Annotated in this window: 20 protein-coding genes; 5 read left to right on the top strand and 15 right to left on the bottom strand. The window is 62.7% G+C overall.

Annotated features, from left to right (window positions below; translation table 11 throughout):
• Positions 1-65 precede the first annotated feature (65 nt).
• Positions 66-965: a mechanosensitive ion channel family protein gene (locus ACO076_RS11115; RefSeq protein WP_421722897.1), complete on the top strand. Its 900-nt coding sequence runs from the start codon at positions 66-68 to the stop codon at positions 963-965.
• 157 nt (positions 966-1,122) lie between these two features.
• Complete coding sequence (locus tag ACO076_RS11110; RefSeq protein ID WP_421722896.1) at positions 1,123-3,336, top strand: esterase-like activity of phytase family protein; 2,214 nt, start codon at positions 1,123-1,125, stop codon at positions 3,334-3,336.
• A gap of 72 nt (positions 3,337-3,408) precedes the next feature.
• Here the strand turns inward: ACO076_RS11110 and ACO076_RS11105 are convergent, their stop codons facing one another.
• From ACO076_RS11105 to ACO076_RS11075, 7 genes are all read right to left on the bottom strand, one after another.
• A complete protein-coding gene (locus ACO076_RS11105; protein WP_421722895.1) occupies positions 3,409-4,980 on the bottom strand; it encodes a 2-isopropylmalate synthase in 1,572 nt (523 codons plus the stop codon).
• Between the two features lie 379 nt (positions 4,981-5,359).
• A complete protein-coding gene (locus tag ACO076_RS11100; RefSeq protein ID WP_421722894.1) occupies positions 5,360-5,794 on the bottom strand; it encodes a hypothetical protein in 435 nt (144 codons plus the stop codon).
• A gap of 88 nt (positions 5,795-5,882) precedes the next feature.
• A complete protein-coding gene (locus ACO076_RS11095) occupies positions 5,883-6,389 on the bottom strand; it encodes a DUF2127 domain-containing protein (protein ID WP_421722893.1) in 507 nt (168 codons plus the stop codon).
• 68 nt (positions 6,390-6,457) lie between these two features.
• Positions 6,458-7,369: a PhzF family phenazine biosynthesis protein gene (locus ACO076_RS11090; protein ID WP_421722892.1), complete on the bottom strand. Its 912-nt coding sequence runs from the start codon at positions 7,367-7,369 to the stop codon at positions 6,458-6,460.
• A gap of 12 nt (positions 7,370-7,381) precedes the next feature.
• A complete protein-coding gene (gene ilvC / locus ACO076_RS11085; RefSeq protein ID WP_421722891.1) occupies positions 7,382-8,401 on the bottom strand; it encodes a ketol-acid reductoisomerase in 1,020 nt (339 codons plus the stop codon).
• 128 nt (positions 8,402-8,529) lie between these two features.
• Entirely contained in the window at positions 8,530-9,420 is an 891-nt protein-coding gene (locus tag ACO076_RS11080) for a sulfotransferase (RefSeq protein ID WP_421726721.1), read from the bottom strand.
• A 106-nt stretch (positions 9,421-9,526) separates the two neighbouring features.
• Entirely contained in the window at positions 9,527-10,405 is an 879-nt protein-coding gene (locus ACO076_RS11075; protein ID WP_421722890.1) for a sulfotransferase, read from the bottom strand.
• Between the two features lie 371 nt (positions 10,406-10,776).
• Here ACO076_RS11075 and ACO076_RS11070 point away from each other — a divergent pair, with 371 nt between their 5' ends.
• A complete protein-coding gene (locus tag ACO076_RS11070; RefSeq protein ID WP_421722889.1) occupies positions 10,777-11,514 on the top strand; it encodes a sulfotransferase family 2 domain-containing protein in 738 nt (245 codons plus the stop codon).
• 22 nt (positions 11,515-11,536) lie between these two features.
• On the opposite strand, the gene ACO076_RS11065 is transcribed toward ACO076_RS11070, so the two are convergent.
• From ACO076_RS11065 to ACO076_RS11045, 5 genes are all read right to left on the bottom strand, one after another.
• Positions 11,537-12,280 carry a pyridoxine 5'-phosphate synthase gene (locus ACO076_RS11065; RefSeq protein ID WP_421722888.1) on the bottom strand — a complete coding sequence of 248 codons (744 nt, stop codon included), beginning with the start codon at positions 12,278-12,280 and terminating at the stop codon, positions 11,537-11,539.
• A gap of 16 nt (positions 12,281-12,296) precedes the next feature.
• The gene (gene ilvN / locus ACO076_RS11060) at positions 12,297-12,959 is read right to left on the bottom strand and encodes an acetolactate synthase small subunit (RefSeq protein ID WP_421722887.1); all 663 of its coding nucleotides are present in this window, start codon (positions 12,957-12,959) and stop codon (positions 12,297-12,299) included.
• Positions 12,959-14,713 carry an acetolactate synthase 3 large subunit gene (locus ACO076_RS11055; protein WP_421726720.1) on the bottom strand — a complete coding sequence of 585 codons (1,755 nt, stop codon included), beginning with the start codon at positions 14,711-14,713 and terminating at the stop codon, positions 12,959-12,961. Before ACO076_RS11055 ends, ilvN begins: the two co-directional genes overlap by 1 nt.
• Positions 14,714-14,963: 250 nt before the next feature.
• Positions 14,964-15,911 carry a tRNA (adenosine(37)-N6)-dimethylallyltransferase MiaA gene (gene miaA / locus ACO076_RS11050; protein WP_421722886.1) on the bottom strand — a complete coding sequence of 316 codons (948 nt, stop codon included), beginning with the start codon at positions 15,909-15,911 and terminating at the stop codon, positions 14,964-14,966.
• Positions 15,912-15,995: 84 nt separating this feature from the next.
• A complete protein-coding gene (locus tag ACO076_RS11045; protein WP_421722885.1) occupies positions 15,996-17,861 on the bottom strand; it encodes a hypothetical protein in 1,866 nt (621 codons plus the stop codon).
• A 246-nt stretch (positions 17,862-18,107) separates the two neighbouring features.
• On the opposite strand from ACO076_RS11045, the gene serB reads away from it, so the two are divergent.
• The gene (gene serB / locus ACO076_RS11040) at positions 18,108-18,995 is read left to right on the top strand and encodes a phosphoserine phosphatase SerB (protein ID WP_421722884.1); all 888 of its coding nucleotides are present in this window, start codon (positions 18,108-18,110) and stop codon (positions 18,993-18,995) included.
• Entirely contained in the window at positions 18,992-19,534 is a 543-nt protein-coding gene (locus ACO076_RS11035) for a GNAT family N-acetyltransferase (RefSeq protein ID WP_421722883.1), read from the top strand. The genes serB and ACO076_RS11035 overlap by 4 nt, the downstream gene beginning before the upstream one ends.
• Positions 19,535-19,585: 51 nt before the next feature.
• Here ACO076_RS11035 and ACO076_RS11030 read toward each other — a convergent pair whose 3' ends face one another.
• The 3 genes from ACO076_RS11030 to hflK all read right to left on the bottom strand — a co-directional run bounded on the left by ACO076_RS11030 (position 19,586) and on the right by hflK (position 23,471).
• On the bottom strand, positions 19,586-21,088 hold the full coding sequence (locus ACO076_RS11030) for a Do family serine endopeptidase (RefSeq protein ID WP_421722882.1): 1,503 nt from the start codon (positions 21,086-21,088) through the stop codon (positions 19,586-19,588).
• Positions 21,089-21,204: 116 nt separating this feature from the next.
• Entirely contained in the window at positions 21,205-22,332 is a 1,128-nt protein-coding gene (locus tag ACO076_RS11025) for an SPFH domain-containing protein (RefSeq protein ID WP_421722881.1), read from the bottom strand.
• Positions 22,332-23,471, bottom strand: a complete 1,140-nt coding sequence (gene hflK / locus ACO076_RS11020; RefSeq protein WP_421722880.1) for an FtsH protease activity modulator HflK — start codon at positions 23,469-23,471, stop codon at positions 22,332-22,334. Before hflK ends, ACO076_RS11025 begins: the two co-directional genes overlap by 1 nt.
• Positions 23,472-23,525: the final 54 nt, after the last annotated feature.

Here is a 23,525-nt window from a genome sequence, read left to right as displayed (position 1 = left end):
ACAACCCGATCGTGGCCTTTCGGAGCGCTTGTGCCCGTGGGCGCAAGTCTCATAGTGTCGGGCCCATGGAAGTGATCGAGTTACCTGAGGACGTCAGCCTGCTTGCGACCGCCTTGTGGGAGTGGGCGGTCGAACTGGTCCCGCGGTTGTTCGCGGCGATCCTGATCCTGTTTTTCGGTTGGCTGTTCGCCCGCTGGGCGAGCCGGACTGTCGCCAACCTGGCTCACAAGACCGACGCGATCGACCGGACATTGCGGCCGGTCTTTGCGGCTATTGTCCGCTATGGCATCCTGATCCTGGTGATCGTCGCCGTTCTGGGGCAACTCGGCGTCCAGACCACGTCGATCCTCGCCGCCCTCGGTGCCGCGGGCCTGGCGATCGGCCTCGCGCTGCAAGGGACGCTCTCCAATATCGCTTCCGGGATCATGCTGCTCTGGCTGCGCCCATTCGGCGTCGGCGACTACATTGAAACAGTGAACGTGACTGGCACGGTCGAGGAAATCAGCCTCTTCCATACGCGGATTCGAACGTGGGATGGCATCTACAAGTTCGTTCCAAACGCTCAGTTGTGGAATGTGACGCTGACCAACTACTCCCGCAATCCGACGCGGTTGATCCTGATCGATTTCGGCATCAGCTATGAGGACGATATGGCCGAAGGCCGTCGGGTCCTGGTCGAGACCGCCGAGCGTCACGAGGGCGTTCTGAAGCAACCGCCGCCGGTGGTGGTCCCGACATCGCTCGCCGACAGCGCCGTCGTTTTGCAGCTGCGCGCCTGGGCTCCCATCGACGACTTCTGGGCCACGCGCTGGGACCTGACCCAGGCGGGCAAACGCGACCTCGAGGCGGCGGGCATTACGATCCCCTATCCGCAGCGTGTGGTTCACATGAGCACCCCCGATCGGAATGGCGCCGACGTGGCGACCCTTCCCGGCCCTGCAGCCTCGACGAGTTCGGGAAAGTAATCCTAGACCGACATTGACCGAGAACCTCGGATTTGCGCCAATTCGGTGGCGCTATCCGGTCGTCACTCGTCTGTCATAGAATCGTAATGTGTGAGTCATGGCAGAAGGTTATGCGGCCGGGTCCCCTGCCTCATTGCCATGAAAGGGCTCCACCGACATGACCATATTGCGCGTTAGCGCGGCCGCCGCTGCGCTCCTCGCCTGCACGGCTTTGACACCGGCCTCCGCCGCCGTCTTCAACCGCGTCGCGACGTTCCACGTCGCGGACAACGCCGCGCCCGATGCCGACCCAACCGCTGAAACGGCCGCCGAGATCATCGCTGCAACGGGTGACGGCAACACCCTGATCTATTCGGACAGCCCCGGCGAGCGGCTCGGGATCATCGACATTACCGATCCGACATCACCCATGGCCGGCGGAACCATCGCGCTCGACGGCGAGCCGACATCGGTTGTCATCGCCGGTGACAAAGCTCTGGTCGGCATTGTCACATCGGAGTCCTACACTACACCGTCCGGCCACTTGGCGATCGTCGACTTGACCTCGAAGGCGACCGTCGCGACCTGCGATCTTGGCGGACAACCGGACTCGCTGGCGTTGTCGCCCGACGGAAGCTTCGTCGCGATCGCGATCGAGAACGAGCGCGACGAAGACCTCGGCGAGGGCGGCCTGCCGCAGCTTCCGGCGGGTAACCTCACCTACTATCAGGTCGCCGCCGACGGCACCGTTGATTGCGGCACGCAGAAGGTCGTCGATCTGACCGGACTTGCCGAGGTTGCCCCGGAGGACCCGGAGCCGGAGTTCGTCGACATCAACAGCGCCAATCAGGCCGTCGTCTCCTTGCAGGAGAACAACCATCTTGCCATCGTCGACCTGACGACAGGCGAGGTCGTAAGCAGCTTCTCCGCGGGCGCGGTCGATCTCGATCAGATCGATACGATGGAAGAAGACGCAATCACGCTGAACAGCTCCCTCGCCGGGGTGGTTCGCGAGCCCGACGCGATCAAGTGGATCGGCAACGATCGCATCCTGACCGCCAACGAGGGCGACTGGAACGGAGGCAGCCGCGGCTTCACCATTTTCGACACCGACGGCAACGTCCTCTACGACAGTGGCAACTCGGTCGAGCATCTTGCGGTGAGCCTCGGCCACTACCCAGAGGGCCGGTCCGAGAACAAAGGCAGCGAGCCGGAAGGCGCGGAGGTTGGCGTCTATGGCGACGACACGTTGCTGTTTGTTGGCCTCGAGCGCGCCTCTCTGGTGCTGGTCTACCAGGACACCGGTGCCGAGCCGACCTATCTCCAGGCGCTTCCCGGCGGCATTGGCCCGGAGGGGCTCGTCGCCATCCCTGATCGCGACCTTTTCGTTGCCGCGGCGGAAGTCGACTTGGGGCCCGATGGTGGCATCGGCTCGGTAGTCACCATCTATCAGCGCATGGATGGCGAGTCCAACTATCCCCAGCTGGTCTCTGGTGCTTCCGAGATGGGCACCCCGATCCCATGGATGGCGGTGTCCGGCACGGTGGCCGATCCGAGTGAAGCCGGCAAGCTCTACGCGGTTACCGACAGCGCGTCGTCCGTCGCTCGTATTCTGACGATCGACGCCACGCAGACACCGGCGTTGATCACCGCCGAGGTGACGATCACCGACGGCGGCAATCCGGCAGCCAATCTCGATCCGGAAGGCATCGCCATGGCTTCGGACGGGACCTTCTGGATCGCCTCGGAAGGCAATCCGGAGCGCGACGAAAACAAGACCAACTCGACCCTCCTCCACGTCGCCCCGGATGGCGCCATCCAGGAGGTCGTGACCCTTCCGGAAGCGGTTCTCGCGCAGGCCAAGCGCTTCGGCTTCGAGGGTGTCGCCGTCACCGGCTCGGCCGATGATCAGACTGTCTGGGTCGCCGTGCAACGCGAATGGAACGACGACCCCAAGGGCTTGGTCAAACTGATGGCCTATAAGCCATCTGACAAGAGCTGGTCGATGGTCCACTACCCGCTCGAGACGCCCGAGGCGGGCTGGATCGGCTTGTCCGAGATCACCGCCGTCGGTAACGATAGCTTCCTGGTCGTCGAACGCGACAACCAGATCGGCCCGAACGCCAAGGTCAAGCAACTGACCTATGTGTCTCTCGCCGATATTGCCCCCGTAGCGCCGGGCGCCGAAGCGATCCCGGTGGTCGAAAAGGTCGTCGTTCGCGACCTGATCCCCGACCTTCTTTCGCCGAACGGCTATGTGATGGACAAGATCGAAAGCCTCGCCGTCGACAGCGCCGGCAACGCTTTCATCATCACCGACAATGACGGTGTCGATGACCATTCCGGCGAGACCGTCTTCATCAATATTGGGCCGATTGACCTGCCGATGTAGACGCGAATTCAAGACTAGAAAGGGGCCCGCACGGGCCCCTTTTTTCGTTTGGGGTACAGTGGCCGGCTTGGGCTACACCGCCTTCAGCTTCGTCTCGGGCATCGAGCCAACCCGACCACCGACCAACTTGTTGACGGCTGACACATAGGCCTTCGCCGAGGCGATCATTGTGTCGGTATCGGCGCCGCGACCGGTGACGATCCGGTCGCCTTGACCGAGCCGAACGGAGACCTCCGCCTGCGCATCGGAATCCTGAGTCACGGCGCCCACCTGATAGAGCTGCAGGGTAGCCTCATGTGGCGCAATCGATCGAATGGCCGTGAACATCGCGTCGACGGGCCCGTCTCCAGTGGATTCGTGGGTGATGTGCTCGCCGTTGATGTCGAGCGTCACGATAGCCTTCGGCGCGGTCCCGGTTCCCGCGATCACAGTGAGCGCGACGAGCCGCATCGCCTCCCCCGCCTGGGTCATCTCATCCTCGACAAGAGCCTCGATGTCCTCGTCGAAGATGTGCTTCTTGCGGTCCGCGAGGTCCTTGAAGCGCCGGAACGCGTCCTCGAACGCGTTATCGCCGAGTTCAAAGCCAAGGGCGCTCAGCTTCTCCCGAAACGCGTGGCGGCCGGAGTGCTTGCCCATGACCAGGGAGGATGACTTCACCCCGACATCCTCGGGTCGCATGATCTCATAGGTCTCGGCGTTCTTCAGGACGCCATCCTGATGGATTCCGGATTCATGGGCGAACGCGTTCTTGCCGACGATTGCCTTGTTGTACTGAACCGGGAACGCCGACGCCGCCGAGACCAATTTGGAAGCCCGCATCAGCATCGTGGTGTCGACATCGGTGTAGTATGGGAAGTGGTCGCCCCGGGTCCTGATCGCCATGACGACTTCCTCAAGTGCCGCGTTGCCCGCCCGTTCGCCGAGGCCGTTGATCGAGCACTCGATCTGACGCGCACCGCCGACCACACCCGCCAGCGAGTTGGCAACCGCCAGACCGAGATCGTTGTGACAGTGCGTCGAGAAAACAACCACATCGGCGCCGGGCACGCGTTCGATCAGCATCTTGATCAACGCTTCGAACTCGGCCGGCGACGTATAGCCGACAGTGTCTGGAATGTTGATCGTTGTCGCACCGCACTTGATCGCCGCTTCGACAGTCCGGCACAGGAAATCAGCTTCGGTCCGCGTCGCGTCCATCGGTGACCATTCGACGTTATCGGTGTAATTGCGCGCCCGCGTCACCGAGGAGACGACCCGTTCATGAACCGCATCTTCGTCGAGCTGGAGCTGATATTGCCGGTGCAGTGGAGAGGTCCCGATGAAGGTGTGGATCCGGTTTTGCTCCGCGTGCTTGATCGCATCGGCGGCACGATCGATATCGGCGGAGTTCGCCCGCGCCAAACCGCAGACCACGGATGTTTTGACGAGCTTGGCGATTTCGCTGACCGCCTCGAAATCGCCGTTGGAGGCGATCGGAAAGCCTGCCTCGATGATGTCGACGTTCATCTCGTCGAGAAGCTCGGCGATCTGGAGCTTCTCTTCTAGCGTCATCGACGCGCCGGGTGATTGTTCGCCGTCGCGCAAAGTAGTGTCGAAGATAACGACGCGGTCGCGTTCCGCCGTTGCCTCGTCCTTGGTACTCATGGGTATTGCCCTTCTCGGTGTCCGGCCCGGTTTGTTTGGCTATCTCGGGCGCTGATGGGTTGCTCTCTGGTCGACGCATCCCCTGAGTGCCCGCCCGATGCCGGGCAGCCGACGCTCAGGGGCGTCTAAGGAGCAGGTCGAGAAGAAGGAGCGATCCGGACGCACGCCGATCGCTCCCGGCCAAGGCCGGGGCGTTTACGACGAAAACATCGGATCCAGTCATGGTGACTCCTGCCGCGGCCGCATCAGTCCTGCGCCGCGAAACGCGTTTTAGCCAACAATCACGCAACAGGGCAACTGAAAAAAAGTTGGTTTGACTTACGGCCGTCAGTGAAACGCTCGAGCCGGATGTCTCTGACACACGGCGCGTCAGATCACCTCAGGTGTTGAAGGCAAGCACCGCGAAAAGGATCGCGAAAAGCGCAAAGACACCAGCGAAGGGACCGAGTTTCCGGAGGCGCCCCGACAAAGCGACATTGCCGGTCGCGCGAATCTCCCGAATGGTGACATGCACCATGATCGCGATGATGGTCAGAATGACCACAAACGCCAGCTTGACCCAGAAGAGCACCGGCAGGTTTTCGACGCCCTGCCACGCGGTAAAGATCAGGATGGCGCCCGTGACCCAAAGAACCAGCAGACCGATCCCCGATACGCCGGCGAGGATCGGCGGAATCGTCCGTAACGCGGCCGCTCCGTCCGGCGAAGCCGACACGGCCTGACGAGAGATCACCATGTTGGCGATGCCTGGGGCCGTCCCCATGATCATGCCGACGAAGTGGGCAAACAGCAGAATATCATTCAGCCATAACATCGGTGTCGCCTCGTTTTACGAGCGGATAACCTCGGTGGGCCAGCATCTTAGCACCGATTCGGTGTCGACGGGACGGTCGCGAGGTGCCTCAACCCGTCGGCCGCAAAGCCCTCCGGAGCCGGAACTCGTGCCAAGTCAGCCAAAGAACGACGATATCGAAGACCGTTAAGCCGGCGAGCCACGCGGTAAAGACCACGCTGAGTTGATAGCACTGATACGCGATCAGCGCCGCCAGCGCCGCCATGAATAAGGGGAACGCCCAGGCGTGGTTTCGCAGGATCATGATCACCAGCACGATCTCAACGACCCCGTGGCTCAACAGATAGACCGTTGCCGTGGTCTTCTGGTCGATCGAAAACGATTCCGCCTGACTGACGATGAACGCGGCCACCGCATCATCTGGGTGCGCAAGTAGTTCGTGCTGGACCAAAAGGTGCGCCAGCCGCTCAATTGTCGCGCTGGGCACAAAGTACAGGGCGAGGCCGACGACCAGTTCGAGGACGCTGTGAGCGGCTTTCAGAAACAGGCTGTAGCGGAACAGCCTCCGGAGGATCGTCTCGCGTTCGTCGCGTTTATCGACCGCCGTTCCGACCATTGTCCACCCTGACGATGACAGCGACGACGATGACAACAAATCACGAGGGCGGAAAAGAGGACGAAGGGCTAGAGCGACAAGATTCCTCGTGCGACAACGACCGCGTCACCGCTCAGTCGAGCGGCCTCAACGCCGCCGTCGTTCATGTCAATCTCCAGTCCAATCAAGCTCGGCCGGCCCATCAAATATCCCTGCTCGACCGTGTATCGGTGACTGCCGCCCGGGGGTTGATCGAACCGGGCGATAACGCCCGCCAATGCCGCGACCGCAGATCCGGTCGCCGGATCTTCGTCGATGCCGGAAAACGGCGCCAGCATCCGAGCGTAGAAGTGGTGATCGGCCGCCGTCGCTTCGCGCGCATAAACGTAGAAGCACGGCATGTTGTCCGCCGGGAACAGTGCCTCGCAAAGATCGAGGCGCAGTCTTGCCCGGTCGACCGTCGCCTGATCGCGGACCGGCACGAAGCAATAGGGAACGCCCGCATCGAACGCAGATGGAAGGTGGTTCTCCATCCCGATTTCCGCGCTCGTCAGGTCAAGCGCCGCCGCCAGGCGATCCTGATCGGCCGGAAGATCGGTGGCAGTCGGGAGCTTCGGCAGGTCGAACGTGCAATGCCCGATCTCAGCATCGCGCAACGTGACCCCGCATCGCACCGGCCCGACCTTTTCCTCCATGACGAACATCATACTGCGATCGTCTACCCCTGACGCGCGCTTGGCCAACGCAAGCAGAACCGCAGTTCCGACCGTCGGATGCCCTGCGAAAGGAAGCTCGACCTTAGGCGTGAAGATGCGGATCGCGGCGGCGTGGATCGGATTCTGCGGCGGCAGAACGAACACCGTCTCCGATAGATTGAACTCCCCTGCGATCGCCTGCATCCGTGCCGTACTGAGGCCGGTGCCGTCCTCGACGACCGCAAGAGGATTGCCGGAAAGCGCCGTGTCGGTGAAAACGTCGAGGATGGCGAATGAACGGGTCACGGTTCCCCTCGATCAGTTCTTCTCCTTGTCGACAAGTTTGTTGGCGGAGATCCAGGGCATCATCGCGCGCAGCCGCTCGCCCACATCCTCGATCGGATGCTCGTCGTTGAGCCGACGGGTCGCCTTGAACCGCGGCAGACCGGCCTTGTACTCCCGCATCCACTCGGACGTGAACTTGCCCTGTTGGATGTCGGCGAGGATCCGCCGCATCTCGGCGCGGGTGTCGTCATTGATCACCCGCGGACCGGACAGGTACTCACCGTACTCCGCGGTGTTGGAGATCGAGTAGTTCATGTTGGCGATGCCGCCCTCGTAGATGAGATCGACGATCAGCTTCACTTCGTGCAGGCACTCGAAGTAGGCCATTTCCGGCGCGTAGCCGGCCTCGACCAAAGTCTCGAACCCAGCGCGGATAAGCTCGACCAGACCACCGCAGAGAACGACCTGCTCGCCAAAAAGATCGGTTTCACATTCTTCGCGGAACGTCGTCTCGATGATGCCGGACCGACCGCCGCCGATCGCCGAGGCATACGAAAGGCCGAGATCGAGCGCGTTGCCCGAGGCGTCCTTCGCCACCGCCACAAGACACGGCACGCCGCCGCCCTTCTGGTACTCCGCCCGCACCGTGTGGCCGGGGCCTTTCGGCGCGATCATCAGGACGTCGACCGTGTCCTTCGGCTCGATGAGACTGAAATGAACGTTCAGGCCATGGGCAAAGGCGAGCGCCGCACCGTCGCGAATGTTGTCGGCGATGTGGTCGCGGTAGATATCGGCCTGCAGTTCGTCGGGCGTCAGCATCATGATGAGGTCCGCCCATGCCGCGGCATCGGCAACCGACTTCACCGCAAGCCCCTCGGCCTCGGCCTTGGCGGCGGAGGCCGACCCCGGACGAAGGGCGATCGCTACGTTTTCGACGCCGGAGTCACGCAGGTTCAAGGCGTGGGCGTGTCCCTGACTGCCGTAGCCGACGATGGCCACGTTCTTTGACTTGATCAGGTTCAGGTCGGCATCGCGATCGTAGTAGACACGCATCGTTTTCCCTTTTTCTTCGGAGTGGTTGCCCGGGCCAAATCGCCCGTCAGACGGGAGGTTGGCGCTGGTTCTAACCGCCAGCCGGTCGCGGCGCAATGTGCCAGACCGGGCAATCGATCGACACTGGATCAGAGTCCATATTTTTGTGGCCACGCGGCGGCCGGACCGCCCAGATCAGCCGCCGCCTGCCGGATATCATCACCAAGCAGTTCGACGAGGCGCGCGCGAACTGCCTCGGACATGCGTGCCGGCGCGTCTTTGCCCTTGCGATTGAAGCTTGGCGGGAGATCGCCGCTCGGCTTGCCCGGATCACCACCGAGGAAGGCGATCACATCTCGGCGGAAGCCGGCCGCATCGGCCTTGAGATCGTCGAAGAAGAAGAGACCGAACGTGTCAGAGGGACCGGCATCCCGCCAACGGGCCACGTTCCGTGAGACACTGGAGTGGCGGAGACCGCTGCCGGTCTGGATGAAGTGCTCGACCGTGTCGAGGCTCTCCACGTTCCGCCAGTTCTGCTGCCCGGCGATCATCCGGTAGTGCGACCAGAACCGCTCGATCGGTTCTCGCGCGATGAAGATGATCCTCGCCTCGGGGAACCGCTGCCGCGCTGCTCGGACCTTGTCCGGCGCGATAATCGAATAGGTCGGTGTGATGTCTCCCGACCGCCGATCTCCCCTCGGATTGAAGAGCCGGGCGTAAAGATCGTAATCGAGCGGCTTCTCACGAAGCCAGATCAAAGCCTCGAGCCAACGGACATCCACTTCGTTCAGGGCGCGCATCGACGAGTCGGTCAGCTTGCGGTTCAGCCTTGCGAGGTTCCGGCGCGCCTTGCGGTGCAGCGGACCGGCCCATTTCACATGGATGTTTTCGTTGAAATAGTGGAGTTCCTTGATAGCCGGCATCCAGAAATCGGGATGACGATTGAGCTGGTCGAACAGCCAGCGGGTCCCGCCCTTCTGCGCCCCCACACAAATGAAATCGGGTCCCCGGGTGCTGCCAGTCCGTAGTAGATTCGGCATCTCTATTGGCACCGAGCGGCGCCCGAGAACCCGCGCCGCTGCGTTGCTGAACATGCTCACCGTAATACGCCTCGGACCGGTTTGAGGCTTACTTCGCCAACCCTGATCAAAGACCATACCTCCCCGGCCAGTCCGCCGCGGCTCCTCCGAATTCGCGAGCGGACGCTTCGAGTTCGGCGGCGAGATGCCGTCCGAGCCGCTCCCTGAGCGCGTCCGATAGCGGCTTCTTCTGCGGGTTGCGCTTGCGGTTGAAGCCCGCGGCAACGGTGCCGCTTGGTTTCGCGGAATCCGCACCAAGAAACGTGAGAATCCGGTGCCGCAGATCGATAGGGTGGGCCATCAGGTCGTCGAACAGGAAGAGCCCGAATTGTGACTCCGGCACATAACGCCGCCATCGAGCGACGATGTCGGTTTGGTAGGTGCGGCGCGCGACGAACTTCTTGTCTACGACGCGCATGATTTCGGCGTCGTCGAGGTTTGGATCGAGACTGCCTTTACGCATATGCATGATGAGCTGCGACCAGACGCGCTCCACCGGATCGCGTGCGATGAAGACAACCTTGGCCTCCGGAAACCGCCGCACGACCCTGGCGATCGCCTCCGGTCGCAGAATGCAGTAGTCGGGCGTGATGTCGCCGGCGATCCGCTCCCCCTTCGCTGCGAATAGCTTCGCATAGGCATCGGGATTTCGTCGCCGCCAGGGCAAGTCGATGTAACCTTTGAGAAAACCGATGTCCTCGCCGTTCAGCGGCCGCATGCTCCGCCTGGCTCGGCGTTGGTTGAAGCGGTTCAGGTTTGTCTCGGCGCGCGCAATGAACTTGGCCGCCCGCGGCGACGGACGCCGCCGGTCGAAATAATGGAGTTCCTTGATCGGTGGCATCCAGAAATCAGGGTGAAACTGAACCTGATCGAACAGCCATCGCGTCCCCCCTTTCTGAGCGCCGACGCAGAAGAAGTCAGGCCCGTCGCTCCGGGGGGTAGGCACCGGTTTCGCTGGTTCCGGCCTCCCGCTCGGCGGTGTGGCCTCTCGAGATTGCAGGCGAGCCGTACTCAAACGCACCTTCTCCACTGACGACTGGCTCGCCATGGCTGCATTGGTCATGGTGCCAGAAACTGCGGGGCCCGACTGGCCCGTCGAAAGCCCGACACTGATTGTCAGGGCGGTCGTCACAGGTCAACTCTCCTGCGGCGAATTGCCGTCATCGACGCGGCGGCCAATAGATTTGATCCGGAGCACCGCTTCCTGCTAACGGTCATCAGTCCTGCGAGTGCCGTGTCCGGCGAACCTGCCGGCCTCAAGCCACCGCCAGCGGCGCATGTCGCTCTCTCACCACTAGACTTCCAGGTTCTACCGCTTTGCATGTCGTCAAATCCGATAAGCTGCGCCTGATCTACGTCACCAATCCGAAAGCCGCGTCGAGTTCCATATTCAAACTGATGCTGGCGCTTTCGGGAGTTCAGCCGAACATGCCAGCCAGAAAGGCGCTGCGGCGAGACTCGTTCAAGGCGATCGCCAGGGATGCTGGCGTTTCAAGGATCAAGTTTTCTCGAAAACGGGCTCGCCGCTTTCAGAAACGACACGCAAACTACACATTCTTCACGTTTGTTCGCGATCCCTACAGCCGATGCGTGTCCAATTACTATAATAAGCTGAATCGTGTCGCGAAAGAATACTCAAGAAATGACTACTACTTCGCCAAAGCGATGCAAATCGCCAGCGGGCCCGCGGCTTGGTCGAGCCACCTGCGCGGTATCGCTTTCCTGAAGAAACGCATCTCGTTTGAAGACTATGTCCGCCTGCTTCGCGAACACGGTATCGATTTCAGCCATCACTTCGGGCTTCAGCGCACGGCGATCAGCTACAACGATCTCAAGTTCGATTTCATCGGCAAGGTCGAGTCGTTTGACTACGATATCGATGTGCTGCTGGGTAATGCTGGGGCGGCGCGAACGAATGACGACAAGCCTACGCGGGAAAACGTCTCCAGCGGCAAGCAGGACATGAACGATCTACTGACAGACGATCTGAAGCGGGCAATTTACGCGATGTATCAACCCGACTTCGAAACGTTCGGCTACGATCGAAGCTTCTGATGCCTCGCGTCCGTCGCGCGGCTCAGATGATCTCGCCGCAGGCGTGACGATAACGCAGGACGGTATCCGCCATCCCGAACCGAAGGGCGTCAGCGGTTAGCGCATGACCAATGGAGACCTCGGCCAGGAATGGCACGGCGGCAACTAGCGGCGGTAGATTGTTGAGGGTGAGATCGTGCCCTGCGTTAACGCCGAGGCCCGCCTCCCGCGCGGCTGAGGCCGTCGCGACAACGCTCTCCAGTTGGCCCTTCCGGTCTGCTTCGCTAACCGCGGCTCCGTATGGACCCGTGAAGATCTCAATGCGATCCGCACCGACGTCGCGGGCGAGTGGCGGGCTTGCCGGATCGGGATCGATGAACAGCGACACACGCATGCCACCGGCCTTCAGCCGGGCGACGATCGTCGTCAGGAAGTCGCTGTGCGCGGCAATATCCCAGCCGTGGTCTGAGGTCGCCTGTCGCACGTCGTCAGGCACGAGAGTCACCTGTGCTGGCCGGACGGCCTCGACGAGCTCGGTGAACCGCGCGTCCGGGTTACCCTCGATGTTGTATTCGCGATCAGGAAACGAATCCGCGATCAGCGCAGCCAGTGCCGGAACATCGTCGCGTCGTATGTGCCGTTCATCGGGCCGCGGGTGAACGGTCAGACCGGCCGCGCCGGCCTCGAGTGCAATCCGACCGATATCGACGACGCTCGGCCAGGGTAGATCGCGACGGTTGCGCAAGTAGGCGATCGCATTGATGTTGACCGAAAGCTTGGCAGGCATGGCGGAATGCCGCTCCTTATTCCGTCATCGCCTCAGGACCACGGTTCATTGCCGCGACACCCGTCCGGCAGACTTCGATCAGCCCCAGTGGCTCCATGATCGAGATGAACTGAGCGACCTTGTCGGTCCGGCCGGTCAGTTGGAAGATGAAGTGCTCGGTCGATGCTCCGACGACTTCGGCCCGGAAGGCGTCCGCGATGCGGAGCGCCTCAACCCTATGGTCGCCGGTACCGGCGATCTTCACCAAGGCGAGTTCCCGCTCCAGCGGATTACCCTCACGGGTGAGATCGTCGACCGAGTGGACCGGCACGAGACGCTCGAGCTGGTTCCGAATCTGGGCAAGCACCATCTGGGTGCCGCTCGTCACGATCGTGATCCGCGATAGGTGCTTCTCGTGCTCCGTCTCCGAGACGGTGAGGCTGTCGATGTTGTAGCCCCGGCCCGAGAACAGGCCGATGACGCGCGCGAGAACGCCTGGCTCGTTATCGACCAGCACGGACAACGTATGTCTCTCGAACCGGTCGTGCCGCTCTTCGATGAAATAGGCCGATGCCGGCGGTGGAACTGGCGCCCGCCGCTTGCGGGCGGGCGCCTTTCGCGTCGTCTTCGCAGCCGGCTTGGTTGCCGCGCGCGATCGCTTGGTCGCCGGTTTGGCGATGCCCTGTTTAGTCCGCGTCATCAGACCAGCACCTTGCCTGCCGCGCTGATCGCCTTGCCCACGGCTTCGTCGTTGGCTTCCTCGGGCAGAAGCATCTCGTTGTGGGCCTTGCCTGACGGGATCATCGGGAAGCAGTTGGCAAGCGCCGCGACCCGGCAGTCGAATAGCACCGGCTTATCGACCGCGATCATTTCAGCGATCGCGTCGTCCAGTTCGCCCGGCTTCTCGGCCCGGATGCCGACGCACCCGTAGGCTTCGGCGAGCTTCACGAAGTCTGGCAGCGAGTCCATATAGCTGTGCGACAGCCGGTTACCGTGAAGAAGCTGCTGCCACTGCCGGACCATCCCCATGTACTGGTTGTTGAGGATGAAGATCTTGATCGGCAGGTCGTGCTGAACCGCCGTCGACATCTCCTGCATCGTCATCAACACGGACGCATCGCCGGCGATATCGATCACCAGGCTCTTCGGATGGGCCACCTGCACGCCGAGTGCCGCCGGCAGGCCGTATCCCATCGTCCCCAGCCCGCCCGAAGTCATCCACCGATTCGGCTCGTCGAAGCCGTAGAACTGAGCCGCCCACATCTGGTGCTGACCGACTTCGGTCGTGACGTAGGCATCCATGTCCTTGGTCGCCGCATAAAGCCGTTCGATGGCGTATTGCGGCATGATGATGTCCGCGTTCTGCCGATAGGCAAGGCCGTCACGGGCGCGCCATTGGTCGATCTGCTTCCACCAGGCCTTGAGCGCCGTCTTGTTGGGCTTGTACTGCTCGGCCTCCCAAACGGCCAACATATCGTCCAGCACCTCGGCAACATCACCGATGATCGGGACGTCCACGCGGATGTTCTTGTTGATCGAAGACGGATCGATATCGATGTGGATCTTCTTCGATCCCGGCGAAAACGCATCGATCCGCCCGGTGATCCGATCGTCGAACCGTGACCCCACCGCGATCATCAGATCGCAGTCGTGCATCACGTTATTGGCCTCGTAGGTCCCATGCATCCCGAGCATGCCGATCCACTGCGGATCGGACGCCGGATACGCGCCGAGGCCCATGAGTGTCGATGTGATCGGGTAGCCGGTCCGCTTCACGAACTCCCGTAGCAACTCCGTTGCGCGCGGCCCCGAATTGATGACGCCGCCACCCGAATAGAACACTGGCTTCTTCGCTTTGGCTATCATCTCGACCGCTGCGTGAATCGCATCCGGATCGCCCTTGGTGCGCGGACGATAGGTCTTGTGCTCGATATGGTTCGGGCCGGTGTAGGTACCTGTGGCGAACTGGACGTCCTTGGGGATGTCGACAACCACGGGACCGGGACGACCGTGGGCTGCGACATAGAACGCCTCGTGCAGAACCCGTGACAGATCGTTGACGTCCCGCACCAACCAGTTGTGCTTGGTGCAAGGCCGGGTAATGCCGACGGTGTCGCACTCCTGGAAGGCGTCGTTGCCGATCAGGTGGGTGGGCACCTGCCCCGTCAGGCACACCATCGGGATGGAGTCCATCAGTGCGTCGGTCAGCGCCGTCACCATGTTGGTCGCACCGGGTCCCGAAGTCACCAGGACAACACCCGGTTTGCCGGTCGATCGCGCGTAGCCTTCGGCCGCATGACCGGCCCCCTGCTCGTGGCGCACGAGAATATGGTCAATCTGATCCTGCTGGATGATCTCGTCGTAGATCGGAAGGACGGCACCGCCCGGGTAGCCAAAAACGTGCCCGACGCCTTGATCGATTAGGGCCTGGACCACCATCTCGGCGCCGGTCATCTGCGCCCCGTGCTTGGCGGATCGCTTGGTTGCCGATCCATTCTTTTGCCGTTTCATCTCATCACCTCAGTACGCCCGACTGTTTCACGTTCTGCCATAAAAAAAGGCCCCTTGGGGGCCCGTTTGCGCACCACCTGTCGCGACGGCCTAAGCCATCGTGGCGGTGCGCTTCGATACTACGAGGATCGTTGACGTCATTTCGGATGTCTCTTCGAACTGCGGTGCAACATAAGCGCGCGGTCTCACCGGGTCAACCGACTTCCTGCCAGTCGGCCGGCGAGACGCGCAACCAATCCGCCATGCGGCCACGGAACCATGTCTCCTGACGGCGCGCGTAGCGCCGGGTCTCTGTCTTCACCCCGGCGAGCGCTTCTTCGAGCGAACACCGTCCGGCCAGGTGATGGGCGAACTGCCGGACGCCGATCGCCTTCTTCGCTGGGAGATCCCCCGGCAACCCCCGCGCCATGAGACGCCGGACTTCGTCGAGCGCTCCCGCTGCCAGCATCGCGTCGGCCCGCTCGGAAATACGGGCATGGAGCCAAGCTCGGTCCGGCGCGATCACCACGCGCGGCACCGGATCCGCGAGAACCGGCTCGACGTGAGCCTCCGCCCGCCATTCCGACAGCGGCTTGCCGGTTTCCTCCAGCACCTCCAGGGCCCGGACGATACGGCCACGATCCGATGGGCGAACCGTTGCTGCGCCTTCAGGATCGCGGGCGACCAATATGCGGTGCAGCTCTGCGCTATCAGTCTTAGCCGACATGGCGGCGATGCGGGCGCGCACCTCGGGCGAGATTGGCGGTACGGAAGCCAGCCCCTCCGTCAGAGCGGCGAAATAGAGTCCCGTCCCGCCGACCACGACCGCCAGTCGCCCCTCGGCTTTGGCGGTCGACAGAACCGGCGCGACATCGGCCAACCACTGTCCGGCCGAGTACCGCACCTCGGCCCCGACGTGCCCGTAAAGACGATGGAGGATCGCGTCTTCGTCGGCTTCGCTTGGCCGCGCCGACAGAACCCGCAGGTCGCGATAGACCTGCATCGAGTCCGCGTTGATCACAACGCCGCCGTGACGTCGGGCGATCAACATGGCCAGCCCTGATTTGCCGCTGGCGGTCGGGCCGGCGATCAGGATTGCAGATGGCCGCGGGGCGAGCAGCCGCTCGATCGGGTGCAACAGATGGGTGTCTTGTTCCGACATGACCGGCTCCGTCGCCACGCTGATAACATGGCGACGGGCGGCCGAGAACGCGACCGCGGTGGAACCGGTCGCTTTCCGACCCGCTCAGACCACGAAAAGCTCGTCAAAACTGAAGAGCCCGTTGTCGAAGCGGAAATTCTCGATCTTCTTGACGTCGAGATCGGTGACCCCGCTGTCGGTGATGTTGCCGGCCGTGCCACCATTGTTGGTGAAGGTGAAGTCGCCCGAGTTGCCGCTCAGTACCAGCGTGTCCTCTTTCCGGCCGCCGTTGACCAACCCGGTGCCGCTGTGCAGGTCGAAGAGGTCGTCACCGGAAAAGCCCTTGATGTGGACATCTTTGACACCGGCTGTCGCTCCACGAGCGTAGACGGTGTCGTCGCCACGGTCGAGCGAGATGGAGTAGTCTTTGATACCGTAGGACTCGCCGCCGATCGCGATGTCGGCGCCGATGCCGATGACCTCGTCGTCCCCGCGGCCGGTGGAGATCGACCAGCCGTTGCCGTCGAGGCCGGTGCCGAAGGCCTCGGACGGGGTTCCGGTTACCGAGATCGAGACCTTGCCCTTGATCTTGTCGCTGTCGGGGCCGGTGGTGAAGGTGGTGTTGTAGATACCGCTTAGGGACCCGACGTTGCTGCCGTCCCCGGCTTCCGCGAAAACCCGTCCGATCACCTTGCCTCCCTCGTTGATGAAGATGTTCGAGTTGCTGATGCCACTGCTAGCGCTGACATCGCTGTTTATCCCGCCGCGCACCTCCACTTCGCCCAGTACATTGTCACGGCCCTCCCCGGTGAAGAGGAAGACATTGTTAATTCCCGAGTTGTTCGACAAGTCATCGTTCTCGCCGCCGATTTTGGTGACCCGGCCGATGATCGTGTCGGAGTCGTCGAAGAGGCTGATGAAATCGCCGTTGATGCCCCGGCTGTTGCTGGCGTCAGAGGTCAAAGCTCCTTCCGCTACCGTCGTGATAGACTCGCCGATAATCACATCGCGTCCCTTGTCGGTGTCGATGGCGGCGTCGTTGATACCAATGGCGCCGCTGCCATCGCCGCCGTCGGCGATGTCCACCACGACACGGCCGCTCACGATGTCATCGCCGTGTCCGGTCTTGAAGCGCCCCCCATCGATGCCTTGTCCGGTGCCCTCAGCGCCGGCCTCTATCGACACCTTGGCCTTGCCTTCGATCAGATCGTCCCCGTCCCGGGTGCGAATGCTGGCCCACTCACCGTCGAATCCATCGATTCCCTTGGCAAGGCCCGCCGGTCCGCCGACCATGCCGGAGATCTCCGCAACGCCGATCACCCGATCATCGTCGCTGCCGCCGGTGACGTTGGTGAAGAACAAGCCCGTCGCGTCGGGGCCCAACCCCGACTGCGCGATCGCCTTGCCGCGAACGAGATTGTGGCCATGGCCGGTTTCGATGTCGGCATTGGCAATTCCGACGGCGAACGCTCCACTGTCAGAACCGCCCTCGGCGGAGGCGAAGCCCTTGACCTTGTCCTGACCGCCCTGCGTTTTGACCAAGCCGCCCTGGAAGCCGAAGGCTTCGATGGCGCTGGATCCATCGTCGGTCGCGATCACCGATCCCTCGATCCGATCCCCGGCCTTGCCGGTCTTGATCGACCCGTCGGTGTTGTCGATGCCGAATAGAGCGAGGTCGCTATCTTCCCCGCCGTCGACCTCGATGTGACCGAGGATCTGGTCGAGGCCTCGACCCGTCAGGATCTCGCTATTGACGGTGTTGTTCGCCAGGCCGGTGATCGTGACATTGACGGAGTTGCCAAGCGTCGCGGTCAGGCGTGCTTCGATCAGATCACTGCCGCTAAGGGCCTTCACCAGGTCTTCGTTGAAGATGCCGACGGCCGGCGACAGGTCCGGCGGGATAGTCAGCGTGTCAGTGAAGTTGGCGACGTCAGAAAGGTCCGTGAAGTTGAAAGTTGTAAGATCTAGCATTGTCGTCTCTCTCTAAACTTGTTGCCGGGCTTTCGCCGGGCGTTCTATCCATGGCTCCGTATAGACAACCGCAGGTTTTTGACTGCGACCCGCGTCACACGGCCGCATAGTGGCGGCCACGTGAGGGATCGGACCTGACGGTTGCCCGACTTGCCGCTCGCCTTGGGGCCGGCTATCAGGACCGCGGGTGGCCGCGGGGCGAGCAATCGCTCGATCGGGTCCAACACGCGGGTGCCTCGTTTCGACATGACCGACTTTGTCGCCACGCTAATCGCACGGCCCGGCAACGACGCCGCTCTCGGTGCGGCGCTTGCGGTCGCGACCGACTTTGCGCCCGACCCTTGGGTCACCTGGCTGAGCGAAGGCGAAGCCGTCGACGTTGCGTTTTCCACCGGCGACCCGACAAGTGCCAACGCGGCGATAGCGGCTGCGGTCGCCGATCACCCGGTCGACGTTGTGGTTCAGCCGGCCGCGCACCGGCGGAAGAAGCTGCTGGTCGCTGACATGGACTCCACCATGATCGGCCAGGAGTGCATCGACGAACTGGCCGACTATGCTGGCTTCAAGCCGCAGGTTGCCGCCATCACCGATCGGGCGATGCACGGCGATATCGCCTTCGAGCCGGCGCTTCACGAACGCGCTAGCCTGCTTGCCGGCCTGTCCCGCGACGTCATCGCTGAGGTCATCGCTGAACGGATCACGCCCAACCCCGGCGCACACACCCTGGTGACAACCATGCGTGCCAACGGCGCGACCGCCGTGCTGGTATCGGGTGGCTTCACCGACTTCGCCGAGCCGATCGGGGAAATGATCGGTTTCGACGTGGTCCGCGCCAACCGCCTCAACGGCGAAGACGGGAGCCTGGACGGCACGGTAGCGCTTCCGGTGGTCGGGCCAGATGCCAAGCGTCTTGCGCTGTTGGAAGAAGCGGAGCGTTTGGAAGTCGCCCACGAAGATACGCTCGCGGTCGGCGACGGCGCCAACGATATCGCCATGGTGTCGGCGGCTGGGCTCGGTGTTGCCTATCATGCCAAGCCGAAACTCGCCGACGTCGCCGACGCCCGGATCGATCACGCCGACCTGACCGCTCTGCTCTATCTGCAAGGCTATCGGCGCGACGAATTTGTCACATGATCGAGACCGAACGCCTGAGACTCCGGCAATGGCGAGACGCCGACCGGGCTCCGTTCGCCGCGATGAATGCGGACCGGGACGTCATGGCCTATTTCCCGGAGCCATACACCCGGGCGCGATCCGACAGCTTTGTCGATTCGCAGATGGCCCACATTGAAGCGCACGGCTGGGGCTGGTTTGCGATCGAAACACGCGAGACAGGGGCGTTTTGCGGCTTCGCTGGCCTGTCCCGTCCGGGGTTCCAGGCACCCTTCATGCCCGCTGTCGAGATTGGCTGGCGACTGGCGCGGCCGTTCTGGGGAAAGGGCTACGCAACCGAGGGCGCTCGCGCCACGATTGCCCTGGCCTTCGACGACCTCGGGATGGAGTCGCTCGTGTCCTTCACAACAGTCGAGAACCGTCGATCTCGAGCCGTGATGGAACGATTGGGGATGCGACGCGATCCGTCTGAGGATTTCGATCACCCGCGCATTCCGGTGGGGCATCCCCTCGCCCGCCACGTTCTCTACCGCTTGTCCGAGAAGGACTGGCGCCCATAACGAAAAGGCGGCCGATGGCCGCCCTTTCGATCGAAATTCGGTGAAGCCCGGTCAGTTGATCGTCACCGCCACGAAGCGGAGATCGCCGTCCTTGTTGGCGAGCAAGAGCAACGCCGACTTGCGACCATCGGTCTTCAGTTGATTGACCCGCGACTCGACCTCTTCCGGTGTCGCGACCGGTTCCTGAGAAATCTCCAGAATCACGTCGCCGGGCTGGACTCGCTTCTCTTCCGCCGCGCTACCCGCGGCGACCTCGGTCACCACGACGCCGCTCACTTCCTCGTCGATCTCGAACCGATCGCGGAGCGTCGGCGAAAGGTCGGATAGGGAGAGACCGAGCGGTCCTTCGAACACTGGCGGCTCTTCCGCTTCTTCCTCGGCCTCGTTCGACAGCGCGGCCAACTCAGCCTCGGCCTCCTCGAGCCGGCCCAGCTTGACGGTAACCATCTGCTCTTCGCCGCGGCGCAGTACCTTCACCTCGACTTCCTTGCCGACCGGCTGATCGGCGACCATCCGAGGCAATTCGTGCATCGCATCGACTATTTGGCCATCGAACTGCAAGATGACGTCACCGGGAAGAATGCCGGCGTCCGCGGCCGGCCCCTCGTCGGTCACGCCGGCCACCAGCGCACCGACCGCTTCGGCCATCGACAGGCCCTCGGCGATTTCTTCGGTGACTTCCTGAATGCGGACACCGAGCCAGCCACGACGGGTTTCACCAAATTCGCGAAGCTGCTGGATCACATTCACCGCCGTGCTCGACGGTACCGCGAAGCCGATACCGATCGATCCACCGGTGGGCGAAATGATCGCCGTGTTGATACCCACTACCTCGCCGGCCATGTTGAACAGTGGGCCGCCGGAGTTGCCGCGATTGATCGAGGCGTCGGTCTGGATGAAGTTGTCGTAGGGTCCCGAATTGATGTCGCGGTTGCGCGCCGAGACGATGCCGACCGTCACGGTTCCGCCCAGCCCAAACGGATTACCGATCGCCATAACCCAGTCGCCAACCCGGATGCCCTCCGAGTCGCCAAACGGCAACGCGCGTAGCGGACTTTCCGGCTCAACCTTGAGGACGGCGATATCGGTCTTCTCGTCGCGACCGACAAGCTCGGCCTTCAACCGCGATCCGTCCGCGAAATTCGCGGTGATTTCGTCGGCGCCCTCGATCACGTGATTATTGGTGATGATGATGCCGGATTCGTCGATCACGAAGCCCGAGCCGAGTGACTGAACCCGCCGGGGCCGGCGGTTGTTGTCGTCACCCGTACCTGGTCGCTGATCAAAGAACTCGTCAAAGAACTCTTGGAACGGCGACCCGTCCGGCAGGCGCGGCGCGGGGACGTTGCGGGATCCGGTGACCGTCTGACTGGTCGAGATGTTCACCACCGAATCGAGCAGCTCGACCGCGATGTCGGCGACCGATTCCGGGCCCGGGGGGTCGTCGTCAGCCGACGCGTGCCCGGCGAAAGCCAGACTGGCGCCAATCAGCGCGGCGGCGGCCAATCTTCGGGCTTCGCCAGTCTTGACGGCGAGTCGTGACACAACGGACATCGGCAATTCTCCTGCAGATACGGCGGCATTCTCCGGACGCGGAGGCCGGCGCGCAATCGAGATCATGCCTGAACTAGGGCGAAACCGCGACCACCGAAAGGATCGCGGTATCCGTTTCACTCGATCGTGATGCTTTCGGCATCCGGCACCGGCGCATCCTCGACGACCAGCGTGGCATCCGCGTCGGCGGCGGGCTCCACGACCGGGGTTAGGATTTCGGCCGTCGACTCGACCGGTTCATCCGCAGCCGGTACGGCGGCCGTGTCGGCAGGAGCAACCTCCGCCGATCCGTCCGGTTCAATCAATGGAACCGCGGCCGTTTCGTCCGACTCCGGCACCTCTTCCGCCGGCGCGGGGACACCGACCGGGGTCGTACCCATCGCGCCGTTGAAGAACCGGAAGAACTCCGAGTCAGGCGAGATCACGAGCCGCGTGTCGGACGTCCCGCCAAGGCCTTCCTGATACGCCTGCATCGACCGGTAGAAGGCAAAGAACTCGGGATCGACACCGAACGCCTCAGCGAAGATATTGTTTCGCCGGCCTTCGCCCTCACCACGGACCCGCTCTGACTCCTGGTTGGCTTCGGCAACGATGACCGTCGCCGTGCGTTCCGCCTCGGCGCGAATACGACGTGCCTGCTGCTCACCCAGCGCCCGAAGCTCGGTGGCTTCCCGCTGACGCTCGGTCTGCATCCGCTGGTAGATGGCCTGACTGTTGGCCTCCGGCAGGTCGGCTCGGCGAATCTTGACGTCGACGACGTCGATGCCGAAGTCGGCCGCCTCGCGATCCACCCGCTCCGTGATGCGCGCCATCAGATCGGAGCGCTCGTCACGCACCAGTTGGATGAACGTCGCGTCACCCAACACTTGTCGCACCGCAGAGTTGAGCAGAACGGACAGTCGTGAGTCCGCGATCGGCACAGAGCCAACCGACTGGAAGAAGCGCAGCGGATTGACGATTTTGTACCGACCGAATGCGTCGACGACCAACCGTTTCTGATCCGACGCGATCACCTCGAGCGGCGGCGAATCCAGGTCGAGAATCCGTTTGTCGAGATAGACGACGTTATCGATCAGCGGCAGCTTGAAGTTAAGCCCGGGCGACGTCACCACGCGGACCGGGTCGCCGAAGCGAAGCACCAGGGCCTGCTGGGTCTGTTCGACGATGAAAAAGCTGAGGTAGAGGATGAAGCCGGCAATCGCGATGATGACCAGGCCGATCCCGCCAAAGATCCCGCGGCGCATTAGTTGCCTCCTCCGGTGGTGCGGCGCTCAAGCGAATCGAGCGGCAGGTAAGGAACCACGCCGGAGCCGGCACCGGATTCGTCGATGATCACCTTGCTCGTGTTCGAGAACACGTCCTCGAGCGTTTCCAGATACATGCGCTGACGCGTCACGTCCGGCGCGGTGCGATAGCTGTCGTAGACCTGCGTGAACCGGTCCGCCTGACCTTGCGCTTCGTTGGTGATCCGGTCGCGGTAAGCAATCGCCGCCTCGGTGATCTGCGATGCCTGACCGCGCGCTTCCGGGATGATCCGGTTCGCGTAGGTCTGCGCCTCGTTCTGGAGACGCTCCTGATCGGCCCGAGCCGCCTGGACGTCGCGGAACGCGTCGATAACTTCGCTCGGCGGGTCGACCTTCAGAAGCTGGACCTGATTGACCTGCACGCCGGACCCGTACTCGTCCATCGTTTGCTGGATCAGTTCCTGGACCTCGGACTCGGTGATCTGACGGGCCTGGGTCAGCAGCGGCTGAATGTTCGAACGACCGACAACCTCGCGCATGGCGCTCTCGGCGGCGGCCTTCACCGAACCGTCCGGGTCTTCCATGTTGAAGAGATAATTCCGGGCGTTGCCGATTTCCCAGAAGACCGAAAAGTCGATGTCGACGATGTTCTCGTCGCCGGTGAGCATCAGGCTCTCTTCGGGAATGTCGCGACCGCTATTGTTGGTGTCCTCGCCGAACTGGCCGATCGTCACCCGGTTGACGCGCGTCACCCGTGGCGTGAACACGGTTTCGATCGGATACGGGAGCCGGAAGTTAAGGCCGGGCGCCGCCTCGCGATTGTATTCACCGAAGCGAAGAACGACGCCTTGCTCGTCGGGCTGGACCCGGAAGGTGAAGAACTGGAACGCCGCGAACACAACGATCGCTGCGATGATCCCGATCACCACCAGGCGATTGACGCCGCCGCCTCCGCCACCAGGGAAGACGTTTTTCAGTCTGTCCTGACTGCGCCGCAGCAACTCTTCCAGATCCGGAGGCGTTGGGCCGCCGCCGCTGCCGCCTCCACCACCGCCTGAATTACGAGGAGGCTGGCCCCAAGGACCGCCGCCGGTGCTCTTCCAGCCGCCACCGCCGCTGGACTGGTTGTCCCAGGGCATTTCGCTCCTTTCCGAAGCTCTACGGATCGCCCGAAAAACGCTGCGATTCCGCCC

The sequence above is a fragment of the Bauldia sp. genome (assembly GCF_965232525.1).
Classification (GTDB): domain Bacteria; phylum Pseudomonadota; class Alphaproteobacteria; order Rhizobiales; family Kaistiaceae; genus Bauldia.
The sequence above is the reverse complement of the archived record's forward strand: the minus strand, read 5'-3'. Positions and strand labels throughout refer to the sequence as shown.